This window comes from Ideonella sp., assembly GCF_036277275.1.
Lineage (GTDB): Bacteria > Pseudomonadota > Gammaproteobacteria > Burkholderiales > Burkholderiaceae_C > Ideonella.
The window spans coordinates 50,856-65,891 of record NZ_DASUNH010000136.1; the positions used below are offsets into that span (position 1 = coordinate 50,856).

The 15,036-nt window shown below is 69.5% G+C and carries 13 protein-coding genes; 7 read left to right on the plus strand and 6 right to left on the minus strand.

The features are described from left to right. Positions 1-56: 56 nt before the first annotated feature. The 3 genes from VFY73_RS23280 to VFY73_RS23290 all read right to left on the minus strand — a co-directional run bounded on the left by VFY73_RS23280 (position 57) and on the right by VFY73_RS23290 (position 2,866). On the minus strand, positions 57-1,661 hold the full coding sequence (locus tag VFY73_RS23280) for a thioredoxin family protein (protein ID WP_329723289.1): 1,605 nt from the start codon (positions 1,659-1,661) through the stop codon (positions 57-59). 131 nt (positions 1,662-1,792) lie between these two features. Then, on the minus strand, positions 1,793-2,578 hold the full coding sequence (locus tag VFY73_RS23285) for a hypothetical protein (protein WP_329723291.1): 786 nt from the start codon (positions 2,576-2,578) through the stop codon (positions 1,793-1,795). Between the two features lie 6 nt (positions 2,579-2,584). Beyond that, the gene (locus VFY73_RS23290; protein WP_329723293.1) at positions 2,585-2,866 is read right to left on the minus strand and encodes a DUF427 domain-containing protein; all 282 of its coding nucleotides are present in this window, start codon (positions 2,864-2,866) and stop codon (positions 2,585-2,587) included. Between the two features lie 159 nt (positions 2,867-3,025). Between VFY73_RS23290 and VFY73_RS23295 the strand changes: the two genes are divergently transcribed. Then, a complete protein-coding gene (locus VFY73_RS23295; RefSeq protein WP_329723295.1) occupies positions 3,026-4,816 on the plus strand; it encodes an alpha/beta fold hydrolase in 1,791 nt (596 codons plus the stop codon). Between the two features lie 6 nt (positions 4,817-4,822). Here VFY73_RS23295 and VFY73_RS23300 read toward each other — a convergent pair whose 3' ends face one another. Continuing rightward, the gene (locus VFY73_RS23300; RefSeq protein ID WP_329723297.1) at positions 4,823-5,848 is read right to left on the minus strand and encodes a LysR family transcriptional regulator; all 1,026 of its coding nucleotides are present in this window, start codon (positions 5,846-5,848) and stop codon (positions 4,823-4,825) included. 142 nt (positions 5,849-5,990) lie between these two features. On the opposite strand from VFY73_RS23300, the gene VFY73_RS23305 reads away from it, so the two are divergent. From VFY73_RS23305 to VFY73_RS23315, 3 genes are all read left to right on the plus strand, one after another. Next, the gene (locus VFY73_RS23305) at positions 5,991-6,626 is read left to right on the plus strand and encodes an FMN-dependent NADH-azoreductase (protein WP_329723299.1); all 636 of its coding nucleotides are present in this window, start codon (positions 5,991-5,993) and stop codon (positions 6,624-6,626) included. A gap of 67 nt (positions 6,627-6,693) precedes the next feature. Then, entirely contained in the window at positions 6,694-7,584 is an 891-nt protein-coding gene (locus VFY73_RS23310; RefSeq protein ID WP_329723301.1) for a pirin family protein, read from the plus strand. Between the two features lie 45 nt (positions 7,585-7,629). Then, positions 7,630-8,568, plus strand: coding sequence for a beta/gamma crystallin-related protein (locus VFY73_RS23315; protein WP_329723303.1), 939 nt, complete (start codon positions 7,630-7,632; stop codon positions 8,566-8,568). A 70-nt stretch (positions 8,569-8,638) separates the two neighbouring features. Here VFY73_RS23315 and VFY73_RS23320 read toward each other — a convergent pair whose 3' ends face one another. Then, positions 8,639-9,925, minus strand: a complete 1,287-nt coding sequence (locus VFY73_RS23320; protein WP_329723305.1) for a DUF4397 domain-containing protein — start codon at positions 9,923-9,925, stop codon at positions 8,639-8,641. A 272-nt stretch (positions 9,926-10,197) separates the two neighbouring features. On the opposite strand from VFY73_RS23320, the gene VFY73_RS23325 reads away from it, so the two are divergent. Together VFY73_RS23325 and VFY73_RS23330 are read left to right on the plus strand one after the other, a co-directional pair. Next, the gene (locus VFY73_RS23325; protein ID WP_329723307.1) at positions 10,198-11,010 is read left to right on the plus strand and encodes a flagellin; all 813 of its coding nucleotides are present in this window, start codon (positions 10,198-10,200) and stop codon (positions 11,008-11,010) included. Positions 11,011-11,267: 257 nt separating this feature from the next. After that, entirely contained in the window at positions 11,268-13,328 is a 2,061-nt protein-coding gene (locus tag VFY73_RS23330) for a hypothetical protein (protein ID WP_329723309.1), read from the plus strand. Between the two features lie 9 nt (positions 13,329-13,337). On the opposite strand, the gene VFY73_RS23335 is transcribed toward VFY73_RS23330, so the two are convergent. Continuing rightward, entirely contained in the window at positions 13,338-14,576 is a 1,239-nt protein-coding gene (locus VFY73_RS23335) for a glycerophosphodiester phosphodiesterase (RefSeq protein WP_329723311.1), read from the minus strand. Between the two features lie 187 nt (positions 14,577-14,763). Here VFY73_RS23335 and VFY73_RS23340 point away from each other — a divergent pair, with 187 nt between their 5' ends. Then, positions 14,764-15,036 (plus strand): hypothetical protein, encoded by a 273-nt coding sequence (locus VFY73_RS23340; protein ID WP_329723313.1) that lies wholly within the window; start codon positions 14,764-14,766, stop codon positions 15,034-15,036.

Here is a 15,036-nt window from a genome sequence, read left to right on the forward strand (position 1 = left end):
CGGACTGCGCGCCCGCCGGCATGGGCGGCAAACCCACACCGGACGCCGGCGCTGCCTCAGGCCTTCTTCAGCACCTTGTCGCACGCCTCGCGCTGCGCGTCTGCCGCCGGCAGCTTGGCGCAAACGGGGGTCAGCTGCGCGCGCAGCCGCTCGACCACCGCCTTGTGCTGGCCCTTCGCGTTCCACGCGGCGAGCCTGTCGCCGACCTTCTGCATCGAGCGCGCGCTGCGCTCGTAGAACGCGCCCTGCTGGCCGTCCGCCTCGCGGATCAGCTGCGACACGGTCCTCTCGATCTTCGCCTCGTCTTGCGGTGCCAGCTCCACCAGCGCGGCGACGTAGCTCGCGCCCCATTGCAGGCGCGTCGCCGGGCCTTCGCTCTTGTTGAAGGCCTGCTCCGACCAGCTCAGCGCCTCGGCCTTGCGGCCTTGCTTCTTCGCGTTGCCCGACAGCTGGCTCATCAGGTAATACGGCGAGTGGCTTTTCGGCAAGCTGGCCTGCAGCAGCGCATCGCTGTCCTTCCACAGCCCGGCCTCGCCCAGCAGGTGGGCGGCCGAGGTGATCACGGCCTGGCGCTCATAGCCTTCGGTGACCTCCTTGTCGGCGCGCGAGGCTTCTTCACGCACCTGCTTGATCAGCGCCTCAGGCAGCTTGGGCTGGAGCGTGTCCTTCGGTTGTTCCAGCCGCGCCAGATCGACGCGGCCGATCAGCGCCGACATGCGGTCGGCACGCGACAGCGACGCATCACCTTGCAGGCGTACCAGCGCCGCATCCAGCGCACCAACGATGGCCTGGCGGTCGGCCCCGGCGGTCGGCGCCAGGGCCTTGGCCAGATCGGGCGCGAAGTTCACCACCACGTCCATCTGGCTGCGTGTGGCCGCCGGATCGGCCAGCAGCTTCTTGACCCGGTCGCGCACCGCGCCGTCAACCTTGATGCCCGGTTTGGCATTCGGTGCGATCTCGGCCTGGCCCACCAGCGCCTTCAGCAGCAAGCGCGTCGCGGTCTCGGTCTCGCCCACCGGGCAGCTGCCGGCCAGCTGAGCCAGCAGCGGTGCACGCTCGGCCTCGGGCACCAACTGGGCCTCGTCGGTGTCCCATGAATAGAAGGCCAGCATGCGCCACTCGTTGGCCGACACCGGCTTGCCGGCCTTCGCCTCGGCCAGCACCGTCTTGACCGGTCGGCCACCGGCCAGGCCCATCTGCAGCACGTTCATCACCGCTGGCGCATCGGCTTCGCCGGGCAGGCGGGTGATCTCGGCACCGTCGGTGTTGAACAGGATCATCGTCGGGTAGCCGCGCACCTTGAAGCGTGCGCCCAGCTTCTGCGCCCCCGGCAGGTCACCGTCGATGCTGACGGCGACAAAACTCTTCGATCGCTCGATGAAGTCCTGCCGGTTGAACAGCGTCGCCTTCAGCTGGTTGCACGGCGGGCACCACTTGGCGCCCCAGTACACCAGCACCGGCTTGCCCTCGGCCTTGCCCTGCGCAAACGCCTTCTCGATGTCGACATCGGCCGCCGCCGCCTGCCAGGCCACCTGAGGCCCGCTGGCCACCGTCGCCCAGACCGGCGCAGCCGTCCAGGCTGCGAGGGCGATGCAGGCCGCCGACGCGGCGCGAGCGAGGGGGGACGGCAGCAAGGGCGACGAAGAGGCAATGGCAGGCACAGGGATCTCCGGTGATGGGGCCAGGCACCTGCGACCAAGCCGGCGGGTCACCGGCACGCAGGCAGCGTCAACAACCGACGATTGTGCGACAGGCCTCACCACTTCGCCGGCGGCCGCCCGGCGCCGGTCGATCATGGTTGATCAATTTCGGGCGCGCCCAGCCGGCCCTGCGGCGACTCCTCATCCGCCGGCTCTGCGTTGGCACGCGCCAGCGCCATCCAGACGCCGAACGGCAGCCGGAACGGCCGCTTCGGCGCCGGCCGCAGGACCTCCAGCGCGCCGAAGGCCAGGCCCGCGCTTTCCGGCGCGCCCACCACCGGGTGCGCCAGCATCACGCCGTAGACGTCGGGCACCTCGTCGGCGTCGCCGATGCCGGCCTTCAGCACGTACCAGCACTCACCGCACAGCGCGCGGTAGGCCTCGCCCTTGGTCGGCCGCTTCAAGTCACCCAGCAGGTCGGCACGCCGCACCTTGACCTCGTGCACGATCGGCTCGACATAGTCCTCGACCGTGGTGTGGCGGATCGAATAGACGTCCGGCATCGCCATCGCCCAGCGCGTCACCGGCAGCACCTGGCCGTCCGGCCCCTGCACTTGGCCGGCCACCGGCGCGCGCAGGCTCAGGCCGCGCCAGACGACCCGGCCGGCGCGCTGCATCTCGGCCGCAATACGCGCCACCAGCGCCTCGTGGGCATCTCGCGCCGCGCGGTTGCGCTGCAGCGTCGCGGCCAGCGCCTGGACGCCGGCGTCGGTGACGCGCAATGTCTCGCGGCCGTGCGGGTCGCAGCGGCGTTCCAGCCAGCCGGCGGCCAGCAGTTCAACCTCGACCAGATCCTGACAAGGCCAGCCGGCCGAGCGCCAGACTTCGCGCAGCCGGCGACGGTGGACCAGGGTCAGCGACAGGGGATCCACCGCCACGCGGCTTTACTCGACAATCTGCACCCCGCGGCCGAAGGCCACACGGTTCTTGATCTGCGCAGCGGCCTCGCTGGGCTCCGGGTAATACCAGACGGCGTCGCTGTTCAGTTCCCCGTTGACCAGCAGGCTGAGGTAGCGAGCTTGGCCCTTCCACGCGCAGCTGGTGCGGTGGTTGGAAAAGCTCGTGTACTCGCGCTTCAAGGCCGCCTCGGGAAAATAGTGGTTGCCCTCGACGACCACCGTGTCGTCGCTCTCGGCCACCACCACGCCGTTGAACACCGCTTTCATGCCTGCTCCTGTGCCTTGCTTGTTGGATCCGATCGATGCTACCTGCGCCCCGCCCGACCGTCGGGCGACGGGGCATCTGCGTCCCGCAGGGCCCGGGCAGGTGAACCCTATACTGAAAATTGTCCGCATGCGCGACCGAACAAAACCATGAGGGAGCCGATGGCCCAGACCGACGCAAGCCACAGTGCTCCGGGCGCGGTGCCGATCGCCTTCGGTGCCGCCCAGACGCGCTGCTTTGGCTGGTACCACGCGCCCAGCGCGCCCCAGCGCGCCACCGGCGTCGTGCTCTGCCGCCCCGTCGGCTACGAAGGCACCTGCGCCTACGAAACCTACACCCAACTGGCCGAACGCCTGGCCGCCGACGGCTTTGCGGTGATCCGCTTCGACTACCACGGCACCGGTGACTCGATCGGCAGCGACTCCGACCCCGACCGCGTGGTGGCGTGGCAAGCCTGCATCAGCGCCGCGCTGGACGAGGTGCAGCGCCTGGCCGGCACGCCGCGGCTGGCGCTGTTCGGCGTGCGCATCGGCGCCACGCTGGCCACCCACGTCGCCAGCGTTCGCGGCGGCGTCGACAGCATCGTGCTGTGGGCGCCCTGCGCCAGCGGCCGCGCCTTCACGCGCGAGCTGCGCGCCGCCGGCACGCTGCGCGCGCACACGCCGCGCCCAGGCGACACCGGTGGTGACGACCTCGAAACGATGGGCACGCTCTACACCGCGCAGACGCTGCAGGACTTGCAGGCGCTGGACGGCAAACCGGGCAGCACACCGCCCGCCCCGCGGGCCCTGTTCATCACCCGCGACGACCTGCCGGGTGCCGGCCCGCTGCCGGCCGCCTTCCGCGAAGCCGGCATCGACAGCACCGTCGTCGAATGGCCCGGCTACGCGGCGATGATGGCCGAGCCGCACGAACTCGATGTGCCGGCCGAAACGCTTGACGGCATCGTCGGCTGGCTGCGCGCCGGCGAGCCCGCTGGCGCGGTGCCCGAGCCCCGCGCCCCGGGCACCGACGTGCCGCTGCAGCGCGACGCGGTGTTTGGCGGCGTGCGCGAAATCCCGCTGCTGTTCGGCCACGAGCATGGGCTGTTCGGCATCCTGGCCGAGCCGGAGGTGCTGGACGAGGCCGGCGGCCGCGCCGAAACTGCGATCCTGATGCTCAACGTCGGCACCAACCACCGTGTCGGCCCGAACCGGCTGTACGTGAAGATGGCACGCGCCTGGGCCGCCCGGGGCTACCGCTCGCTGCGCTTCGACCTGGCCGGCATCGGCGACAGCCGCAGCGCCGCCGGCTATGCCAACACGCGGCTGTATTCGAAGGGCTCGACCGTCGACGTCGGCGCCGCGATCGAGCGCCTGACCGGCCTGGGCGTGCAGCGCTTCATCCTGGTCGGGCTGTGCTCGGGCGCCTATGTCGCCTTCCAGACCGCGCTGGCAGACCCGCGCGTCACGGGGCTGGTGCTGATCAACCCGCGCCGGCTCGACTGGAGCGAAGGCGAGACGCTGCAAAGCGCGATGCAGCGCAGCTACAAGTCCAGCCATTACTACCGGCGCGCAATGCTCGAGCCGGCGACCTACAAGCGGCTGATCAAGGGCGACATCGACGTGCGCGGCATCGCCGGGCGCCTGGCCACGCTGACGCGCGTGCGCGCTGCCCGCGCCGCGCGGCGGCTGCTCGGCCAGGCCCCGGGCGAAGAGAACGTGCTGGCCAACATGCGGCTGCTGAGCGAGCGCGGCACCGACATCCTGCTGATCGTGGCCGAGGAAGACGACGGGCTCGACTACCTCGAGTACCACATCGGCCCACGTGGTCGCCACATGAGCGGCCAGCCGAACTTCCGCATGCTGATGGTGGCCGGTGCCGACCACACGTTGTCGCAGACCGAAAGCCAGCAGCATGTGATCGAAGCGGTGCGCGAGCACCTGGACCACACCGGCGCGGGCATCGAGTAGACGCGATCAGCGATCCGGCCGGGGCAGCATCAGCTCGCCCCCCGGCCCCGGGCAGCTGCCGGTACAGACATCGGCGCCCAGTTCGCGACAGGGCGCCAGCGCGGCGGCCAGCGCGTCGATGAAGGCCCGCGTCTTGGCCGGCATCAGCCGGCGCTCCGGGAACACGGCCCAGGCCGGCGCGGGTGTCGAGCGCCAGTCCGGCAGCACCCGCACGAGCTCACCGGCGTGCACGTAAGGCGCGGCGAAGAAATCACCGACCAGCGCGATGCCCAGCCCGGCCCGCGCCATCTGCAGCTGCACCGCCGGTGAATTGGCCAGCATGCGGATGGCCGGCAGGCCTTGCCACCGCTGCACTGGCGCCTCCGTGCCGGCGCCTTCGACCAGCCGTTCGAGCCGCCATGGCAGTGGCTCACCCCCCTGCCCGACGAGCGCCAGCGCACGCCAGTCGTGCCCCGGCGCAATCAGCTCGTCCGGATGGGCCGGCCGGCCATGCGCCGCGGCCCAGTCGGGCGAGGCAAAGAGGCTGGCGCCGAACCAGGCGAGCCGGCGTGCCGACAGGTGCGTGTCGTCGGGCAGCTCGCCCATGCGCAGCGCGAGGTCGTAGTTCTCGGCGATCAGATCGACGCGGCGTGGCGACAGGTCCAGCTGCAGCGTCACCGCCGGGTGGTCGCGCACGAACCGCTGCAGCATCCCGCCGAGCGCCAGCAGCGCGAGATCAGCCGGCATCGACACCCGCAGCTGGCCGCTGGGCTGGACCTGGCGGTGCTGGGCCAGCGCCAGCGTGCCGTCGACCTCGGCCACCACCTGGCGCGCATGCTCCAGCACCGCGGCGCCGAACTCGGTCACCGTCAGGCGCCGCGTCGTGCGCAGGATCAGCCGCTCGCCCAGCAGCGACTCCAGGCCGGAGAGGCGGCGCGACAGCGTCGACTTCGGCAGGCCGAGCTTGTCGGCCGCGCGGGTGAAGCTGCCGGCGTCGGCCACATGGGCGAACAAGGCCAGGTCATTGGGATCCACGGCGGCGGCGGTCGACATCGGCGGCTTTCAGGACGGGAGGCCTCATTGTTCCACTTTCGGAACAAACCTACCCATCTCGATGGATTTATCCGCCACCACGCGATCAATACAGTGAAGTCATCGAGCCACCCCGCTCGCCAACCCCACCGAAAGTCCCGCCATGAACGTCCTGCAAGTCAATTCCAGCGCCCGCGTGTTCGAGAACGACCAGGGCTCGCATTCCACGCGCCTGGCCAACGAGCTGTCGGCCCGCCTGCTCGCCGACCATCCCGGTGCGACGCTGACCGTGCGTGACCTGGCCCGCCAGCCGCACCCGGTGCTGGACGAATCCGCGCTGGGTGCGCTGTTCACGCCGGCCGACGCCCGTTCGCCCGAGCAGGCAGCCCGCGTCGCGCTGGACGATGCGTTGATCGCCGAGATCCAGGCCGCCGACGTCGTCGTGCTGGGCGTACCGATGTACAACTTCGGCGTCACCGCGCAGCTGAAGAACTGGATCGATGCGATCGCCCGGGCCCGCGTGACCTTCCAGTACACCGAGAAGGGCCCCGTCGGCCTGCTCACCGGCAAAACCGTCTACGCGGTGCTGTCGCGCGGCGGCGTCCACCGCGACACGCCAACCGACAGCCAGGTGCCCTACCTGCGCGCGGTGCTGGGTTTCCTCGGCATGACCGACGTGCACTTCGTCTACGCGGAAGGCCTGGCGATGGGCCCGGCAGCCGAGGCCCAGGCGCTGGCCAGCGCCCGCGCCGAGATCGCTGCACTGCTGTCGCGCAGCGAAGAGGAAGCAACGGCCTGAACACCCCGGCCGGGTGCACCCGGCCCTGCCCCGTCACACTGAAGCCCCCCGACCTGGAGAGTCCCGCATGACCACGACCACGCCCGAATCGACGTTCGCCACGCTGGCCCGGCCGCGCCGGGTGGAGCGCCTGGTCGTCGGCCGCCCGACCCGCGACGGTGCCGGCGTCAAGCTGACCCGCGTGCTGACGCAAGACCTGCAACTGCGGCTGGACCCGTTCCTGATGCTCGACGCCTTCGGCACCGACAACGCCGACGATTACATCGCCGGCTTCCCCGATCACCCGCACCGCGGCTTCGAAACGGTGACCTACATGGTCGCCGGCCGCCTGCGCCATCGCGACTCGGCCGGCCACGAGGGCCTGCTCGAGAACGGTGGCGTGCAGTGGATGACCGCCGGCCGCGGCATCATCCACAGCGAACTGCCCGAGCAGCAGGAAGGCCGGATGGAAGGCTTCCAGCTGTGGCTGAACCTGCCGGCGAAAGACAAGATGGTGCCGGCCGGCTACCGTGACATCCCGGCGGCGGACATCCCGCACTGGCGCGCACCCGGCGTCGACGTGGCGGTGATCGCCGGCGCGGCCGGCAGCAGGCCGAATGTCGTGGCCGGTGCAGTGCAGCGCGAGCACACCGAGCCGATCTACCTCGACATCCACCTCGACGCCGGCGCCCACTTTGAGCAGCAACTGCCGCCGGGCCACCACGGCTTCGTCTACGTCTACCGTGGCGAAGCGCAGGTCGGCGAGACGACCGTGCCGTCGCAACGCATGGCCGTGCTGGCGCAGGACGCGGCTGCCGACGGCGTGATGGTCCAGGCCGGCGCCGAACCCACCCGCGCACTGCTGATCGCCGGTCGACCGCTGCGAGAGCCGATTGCGCAGTACGGGCCCTTCGTGATGAACTCGCAGGCCCAAATCATCGAGGCGGTCGAAGACTTCCGCGCCGGGCGCCTGGGCTGATCCGGCCAGCGGCGCAGCCGCCTCCCACCGGAGGAGACCGCGACCATGGCCTTGCACAAGCCCCTGTTTTCGTTGATGTCCGCCAGCGCCGCCGCGGCGCTGGCCTGGCCGGCTGCCACCCAGGCGGCGCCGATCGAGCTCTACGAGCAGCCCCAGTTCCAGGGCGTGGCGCTGGGGCTGGACCGCGCGAACCCGAGCCTGGCCGACTACGGCTTCGACAACAAAGCGCTGTCGATCGTCGTGCGCAGCGGCAGCTGGGAGCTGTGCACCGACGCACAGTTTCGCGGCAGCTGCCTGGTGCTGGGCCCGGGCCAGCACGCCACGCTGCCGCCCGGCCTGCAACGCTCACTGAGCTCGGTCCGGCCGAAAGAAGGAAGCACCACGCCGAACGGCGGCGGCACCGATCCGAACGCCGCGGTGGTGCTCTACGACGACGGTGACTACAGCGGCAAGTCGCTGGCCGTCAACGGCCCGATCGCCTCACTCGGCAAGCACGGCATGGGCGACCGCATCTCGTCGGTCGAGGTGCGGCGCGGCGTCTGGCAGTTGTGCGAGGACTCGAACTACGAAGGGACTTGCACCACGCTGGAACCCGGCCGCCACCACCTGAGCGGCGGCATGCACGACGAAGCCTCGTCGATCCGCCCGTTGTACGGCCCCAGCCGCCAGCCGTTGCCCGAAATCGGTGGGCTGACGCTGTATGAAAACAGCGACTTCAGCGGCCGCAACCTGCTGATCACCGCACCGACCGAATACCTCGGCCGCCTCGATTTCGGCGACAAGACGTCGGCCGTCGACGTGCACAGCGGACTTTGGGACATCTGCACCGACTCGGTCTACAAGGGCCGCTGCATCACGCTCGGTCCCGGGCGTCACGTGCTGACCGGCGGCGCCCATGACCGCGCGTCGTCCGTGCGCCCGCGCCTGCCCGACAACTCGCCGGCCTGGCGCGGCGCCGATCCGGAGCGGCGCCGCATCTACTGATTCCGCCGGCGCCAAGAAAAAACGGGGCCCGCGGGCCCCGTTCGTCTTGGCTGTGAGAACCGCTGAACGATCAGCGCTCCTTGAACCGAATGGCCTGCGGGCCGTCGACATAGTCGAACATGAACACCGTGTAGACACCCTTGGCGTCCATGTCCAGGTCGCTCAACGTGGTGATCGTGCCTTGCAGCGGCGTCGAGATTTCCAGCGACACGGTATCTGCGGTCTGAGTGTCGAAGGCCGAAGCGTCACCGAACGGCAGGTCGTTGACCACCGATCCGGCGTTGATCGTCAGCGACAGGTTCTCGGCGGCCAACGTCGGCGAGGCGTGAATCAGTCGCAGCTTGTACTCGGTGCTGACCGTCGGCAGGCGGTTGTCGTCGGCAATGACGTTCACAAACGCGGTCGCCGTGCTGGTACCGGTGACCAGCACCGTGGTGTCCGACCCTGCCGTCAGCGTGACCGCCCGATCGGCCAGCGCCGTGCCATTGACCGAGGTGTGCAGGGTCTGCGCACCCGAGTTCACCAGCACATAGTCGCGGCGCGTCGACGAGCGGACATTGGCCCCCAGCGAGGTGCTGCCAATGCTCTGGGTCACCAGGCCACTGTCGGCAACGGCCGCCACCAGACGCACACGTGCCATCGTGTTCAGATACGGGGTCACGCTGCCGTCTTGAACCACGCCAATGGCGTGCACCAGCGTGCCGCTGCGACCCGGGGTCATCACCAGCGTCAGCACTTGCTTGCTGCCCAGCACGACGGCCGGCACGTCCAGGCGGACATCGGTCTTGGAAGAGGCGGCCGTCACGCGCAGGCGGTAGGTGCCGGAGGTGACGCTGCTGAAGGGACTCTGCGCCCCGGCATCGATGCTGGAGGCGATCGGGGTGGACGCTTCGAGCGTGTCATCGGCGCCGGTCAGGTAGACATCGATGTCACCCGCGTCGGCCGCCAGGTTGAAGGCGCTGACCTTGGTCTTGTCGGTGTCGGCCTCGTCTTCGTCGTCGTTCATGATGTACGACTTCAGCGCGCCCTCCCAGCCGTAGGCGAGGATGGTGTACTTCTTGCCGGAGTCGAGCGCGCTCGTCTGGGACAGCAACTCGGTGGTCGAGCCGGCTGCCGTCAGCGTTCTTTCGGGCTCGCCGTTGGCCACGGCGGCGTAGTCGCTGCCGGCGCCGAAGGTGACCGCCGAGGCTTCCTTGTCGTCGTCGACGTACATGTCGAGCGACGCGTAGCCTGGGCTGGCGTTGACCAGCCGCACGTGGGCGTCGTTGCCGTCGTCGCCGCTGCCGCCGCAGGCGGTCAGCCAGGCCAGGGGCAAAGCGGCCGCAAAGCCGAGCAGATGGCGTTTAGTGATGCGCATGGTCAGTCCAGGTCCCTTCGGTACGGCCTCGGATGGTCGGCAGGCCGTGTTGCGTGAATATTGCGCCCTGTTACCGGTCGTGAAGCCGCCGGCCCCGAGGGAGCCTCCAAAGGACGACAGGATAACCGGTGTCGAGACCCCCCTTTTCCGATGATCTATAGACAAGATTTCGTGGCAAAGGTCACGGGCAATTCCGCATTGCCAGGTGCCACCGCTCACGGTCAAGGCGCCGCGGACGATCAGGGCAACAACAACCGCCCTCTGCCGCCGCCATGTGGAACTTCAATCCGGTGTCCAGCTCGTCCCGTTGGATCGACACCGCCAGCTGGCGTGTCAACCTGGCCACCGAGCGCCTGTCGAGCCTCCGGCGCATCAACAGCGCGGCGGACGACGCCGCCGGGCTGTCGATCTCCGAGCGTTTCCTGTCTCAGATGAATGGCGAGCGCATCGCGCACCAGGGCGCGATGGACGGCCTGTCGCTGGCCGAAACGGCCGACGGCGCGCTGGGCCAGGTCTCGAGCAACCTGCAGCGCATGCGTGAGTTGGCCCTGCAGTCGCGCAATGGCACGCTCAACGACAGTGACCGGGCGAGCCTGAACGCCGAGTACCAGCAACTGGGCCAGGAAGTGAACCGCGTGATCGGCGGCACCAGCTTCAATGGCCAGAAGATCCTGTCCAGCGACGCCGGCACACGCCAGATCAACACCGGCCCCGGCTCGCAGGACACGCTCGACCTGACCACGCCCGATCTGCGCAACGACAGCGACCTGACGGACGTGACCAACGGCAGCATCGCCACCGCCAGCGGCAGCAGCACCGCGATCGATTCGATCGACCAGGCGCTGAAGTCAGTTGGCCAGCACCGCGCCAGCCTCGGCGCCACCGAACACCGGCTGGAAGCGGTGGCCGACACCACCGACCTGCGTTTCGAGAGCGCCAGCCGTGCCTACGACCGGCTGGTCAGCACCGACGTGGCCTCGACCGCCAGCGCCTGGCGCCAGGCCCAGGTGCAGCAGTACGCCGCGATCTCGATGTTCCGGCAAAACCAGGACTCGATGCAGCGCCTGCTGTCCCTCTTCGGGTAGTCCAACACCCTCAGATGATGACTTCGGCCGCCGACGACGCGGTCGAGACCGGCGTGCCGCCGATGTCGACCGGCCCGTAGCCATGCGAACCGGGCATTCGAGGGCAGCGGCGGTTCGATCGGCGCACCCGAGCCAGCGCTAGCATCGCAGCGCCACCAAGCCAGGCTGATACGGCCTGCCACCCGCCCGGCCCGTCGACTCACGGTCCCCGTTGCGGCACGTCCGATGCAGCGGACTTCTGAGACAGGACATCTGCCATGAAACGCCAGCTCGGCTCTGCCGTGCCACCCTGCGAGCGCCGGCCCACGGCCTGGTTTGCGCCCGGCGTGCTGTGGCAGGCCGGGCGCGAGTGGCTGCAATCGGCCAGCTTCCAGCGCAACCTCGACCGGCGCGAGATGTTCGTGCCCGGCATCGAGCCGCTGGACCTGAGTGCGCAGCCGGCGAGCGAGACCGCGCCGTTCTGGTTCGATTTCTTGTCCGATACCGGCGATGGCGGCGACGCCACCTTCACCGTCGCGCAGGCGATGCTGGCGCCGCTGCTGGAACTCGACGATGCCGACGGCCGGCGCCACCGCCTGCCTGAAGGCCAGTTGTTGGTGCTGGGTGGCGACCTCGCCTACCCCGGCGCCAGCGCGCTCGAGTACCAGTACCGCTTCATCGAGATGCTGGCCGCCGCGCAGTCGCCCGACAGCCGCTTCAGCACCACCGACCATGGCGGCCCGGGCCAGGCCGCGCCACGCAAATTCATCGTCGCGATCCCGCAGAACCACGACTGGTTCGATTCGGCGTCGACCTTCTGCCGCTACTTCGTCAACTACGACCAGGGTGCGGTGATCGGTGCCCGCACGCCGCAGCGCCAGACCTATTTCGCGACGAGGCTACCGCAAGGCTTCTGGCTGCTCGGGCTCGATTTCGCGCTGGTCGGCGACATCGACCGGCTGCAGTTCGAAGCCTTCGCCGCGCTGCTGTCGGCACAAGCCACCGGCGGCATCGCGGCGGATGACGACGTGCTGCTGGTCTACCCCGAGCCCTACTGGACCCGGCCGCTGGGCGACCACGCCGCGCCCGGCTACCCGCGCCGCTACCAGCGGCTCGAAGCGCTGATCGAAGCCCGCGGTGCCCGCATCCGCGCCCGCCTCGCCGGCGATCTGCACTTGTACAGCCGGCAGACCCTGGAGGTGGACCCGCTGACCGGGTTGTCCAGCCACTTGCTGATCTGTGGCACTGGCGGCGCCTTCCTGCACCCGACGCACAGCCAGGACGTGCAGCAGCCCAAGGTGCTCGACCGCAGCCCCGAGCCGAATGTCGCCAGCCTCGACCTCGGTCTGCGGGTGCGGGTCGGCCTTGCCGAACGCGACGACGACGCGGCCGGCAGCACGACCTACGCCCATTTCCACCATGACCCGGCGACGATGGACTTCCCGCCGCCGGCGCGCACCCGCAGGTTGGCCTGGGCCAACCTGCTGGCGCTGCTGCGGGTGCGCTTCTCGCGCTCGCCGCGTGAGCTGGGCTGGCTGGCGACGCTGGCCGAGGCCTGGCAGTCCAACCTTGGCTTCGCGATGTGCCTGGGCCTGCTCTACGGCTTCAATGCCTATGTCAACTCGGGCGTGTTCTCGGCCAGCTACCGGCCGGACGGCTTTGCACCGATGGCGGAGCTCGGGTTCGTGGCCGCCCATTGGCTGTGGCTGAAGGCGATGGTGTTCAGCCCATTCGCCGCCTTCGTCAATGTGTTCATGCTGGCCGGCTGCGTACAGACGGCCTGGGAGGGCCCGGCACCGAAGCCATGGCGCATCGCCACCGGCTTGGCCCACGGCCTGTTGCACGCCTGGTTGATCTTCGCGCTGTACTGGCTGGCCTGCCACGCGCTGGTGCCGCACTTCCCGGCGCTGGCCGGCTTGCCGGCACCGTTGCGCGACACGCTGCTCGCACTGACCACCTGGTTCACCGTCGGCGCGACCGGACTGCTCGTCGGCGGGCTGCTGTTCGGCGCCTACCTGGCGCTGGCCAACGCGTTGTTCAACCAATTGCCGAACCAGGCCTTCGGCTCGCTCGCCTGCGCCGACCACAAGGGCTTCCTGCGCTTCAAGCTGACGCCGGCCGGGCTCGAAGTCTTCCTGCTCGGCATCGACCAGGTGCCCCGCCGCCGCTCGGCAGCGGAACCCTTGCCCCCCGGCTGGCGGGTGGTCGACCGGTTCATGATCATGAGGCCCCCACGCCCCCTTCCGGGGGCTGCCCCCCAAGGGGGCTCGCGCAGCGGACCGGCCAAGCCGGATCCGCGCACGCCACCGGGAGGGAGCGTCGCTTCGCGCGCTCCGTAGGAGCCGGAGTCAATGTTTGCAGTTGCCCTTCACGAGGCAGTTGCGATAGTTCGGCGCGTTCTTCAACAGGAACATCGAGCGGCCTGCCACGGCGCTCTCGGTGAAGTCCGAGAACAGCCCGTCGACGCCCAGCGCGAAGAAACGCTGGTACTCGTTGGTCGGCGCGCCGAGGTCTTCCAGCGGAAGCCGCGAGTCTTCGCTGCGGAAGGTGTACGGGTGCACCACCAGCCCGTTCGCATGCGCGTTGGCCACCACCGCGGTGGCCGGCAGTACCGTGCGGTCGGCCTCGTTGACCGCGCCGTCGCCGTTGGCGTCCTGGCAGGTGCCGTTGACGATCACCTTGCAGGCCGTCGACTGCAGGTAGTACTTCCACGGCCCAATGCCGTCGGCGTAGGTCGCGACTTCGGCCAGGCCGGCCGGGGTCACCAGATCGCTGAACAGGCCTTGCCGACCCGAGACGACCCAGTCGTACGGCTTGTCGTACGGCGGCACGAAGCTCAGCGAGCCGTCGGCGTTCAGGCCATCGGCGTCGACCAGCTGCACCAGGTGCACCCTGGTCTTGGCGCGCAGCTCGCGCAGGTTGGCGGTCTCGAAGCTCTGGATGAACACCGGCGCGTTGCGGTAGTTCCAGCCGGCCAGTGTCAGCTCGTCGAGCAGCCGGTCTTCCAGCGGCAGGTTGAGGCTCTTGTGGTAGGTCGGGTGCTTGGTCTCGGGATAGATGCCGATCGTGCGTCCCTTCTCCAGCGTCTTGCGCTTGACCAGCGCGATCACCTCGCGCAGCGTCGGGATCTTGTACTGGCCGTCGAAGCCATGGTCGCGCTGCGCCATCGGCTGCACCGCGCGCAGCTCCTTGATCTCGGCCAACGTGAAGTCGCTGGCGAAGAAGCCTTCCTCGGCCACGCCGTCGACGATCGCGACGCGCTTGCGCGAAGCGAACTTCGGCATGCTCGAGACGTTGGTCGTCGCGATCAGGTTCGGCTCGTGGCGCGCGATCAGCACACCGTCCTTGGTCGCCACCAGGTCGGGCTCGACGAAGTCGGCGCCCAGCTCGATCGCCAGCGCATAGCCTTCCAGCGTGTGGTCCGGCAGGTGGCCGGGCGCACCGCGATGGCCGATCACCAGCGGCGGGCCGGACAGCTGCGGCAGCCCCGCCTGGGCCGGCACGCTGCCCAGCGCGGCCAGGGCCGCCAGGGTGATGCCGGCGATCCGCGCACCGTGGCGCCGCGCAGGGTTCTTGGTCTGGTTCATCGAAGCCTCCTGGATGAAAGGCCTGCGACCTTAGCCATGCAGCGTGACGCCGGCAAGACCCGTTCGTGACGGCGTGATGACAGAACTGGGCGGTGCTCACCCCGTTGTTCCCGGGCTTTCATGGTGGAAACCCGCGTAGCCTGACGAACATCCTGTCACGGGTCCTTCGACCTGCCTGGAGCGAACCATGAAGCCCGCCTACCAGTCCCGTTACCGCCCCGACCTGCCGCCCTTGACCTGGCCGGCACCGCTCGACGCACTGCCGCCGCTGGGCATCAACAAAGCCCCCGAAAGCCCGAGCTGGCAGGACACCCAGCCGCTGGCCGCCGGCGCCGAACCCGAGCTGTTCGACGTCGAACGCGGCTCGGTGTTCGAAGAATCGCTGACCGGCCTGCAGGTGCGCGAGCTGATCGGCAGCCGCCTGTTCGAGCGCCTCTTCGGCGAAGGGCCAGCTGCCTGA

What these genes read in the sequence shown, in the direction of transcription:
- VFY73_RS23335 (WP_329723311.1), bottom strand. Translation starts at nt 14,576, where the DNA reads ATGAACCAGACCAAGAACCCTGCGCGGCGCCACGGTGCGCGGATCGCC.
- VFY73_RS23310 (WP_329723301.1), top strand. Translation starts at nt 6,694, where the DNA reads ATGACCACGACCACGCCCGAATCGACGTTCGCCACGCTGGCCCGGCCG.
- VFY73_RS23325 (WP_329723307.1), top strand. Translation starts at nt 10,198, where the DNA reads ATGTGGAACTTCAATCCGGTGTCCAGCTCGTCCCGTTGGATCGACACC.
- VFY73_RS23290 (WP_329723293.1), bottom strand. Translation starts at nt 2,866, where the DNA reads ATGAAAGCGGTGTTCAACGGCGTGGTGGTGGCCGAGAGCGACGACACG.
- VFY73_RS23315 (WP_329723303.1), top strand. Translation starts at nt 7,630, where the DNA reads ATGGCCTTGCACAAGCCCCTGTTTTCGTTGATGTCCGCCAGCGCCGCC.
- VFY73_RS23330 (WP_329723309.1), top strand. Translation starts at nt 11,268, where the DNA reads ATGAAACGCCAGCTCGGCTCTGCCGTGCCACCCTGCGAGCGCCGGCCC.
- VFY73_RS23320 (WP_329723305.1), bottom strand. Translation starts at nt 9,925, where the DNA reads ATGCGCATCACTAAACGCCATCTGCTCGGCTTTGCGGCCGCTTTGCCC.
- VFY73_RS23295 (WP_329723295.1), top strand. Translation starts at nt 3,026, where the DNA reads ATGGCCCAGACCGACGCAAGCCACAGTGCTCCGGGCGCGGTGCCGATC.
- VFY73_RS23300 (WP_329723297.1), bottom strand. Translation starts at nt 5,848, where the DNA reads ATGTCGACCGCCGCCGCCGTGGATCCCAATGACCTGGCCTTGTTCGCC.
- VFY73_RS23305 (WP_329723299.1), top strand. Translation starts at nt 5,991, where the DNA reads ATGAACGTCCTGCAAGTCAATTCCAGCGCCCGCGTGTTCGAGAACGAC.
- VFY73_RS23340 (WP_329723313.1), top strand. Translation starts at nt 14,764, where the DNA reads ATGAAGCCCGCCTACCAGTCCCGTTACCGCCCCGACCTGCCGCCCTTG.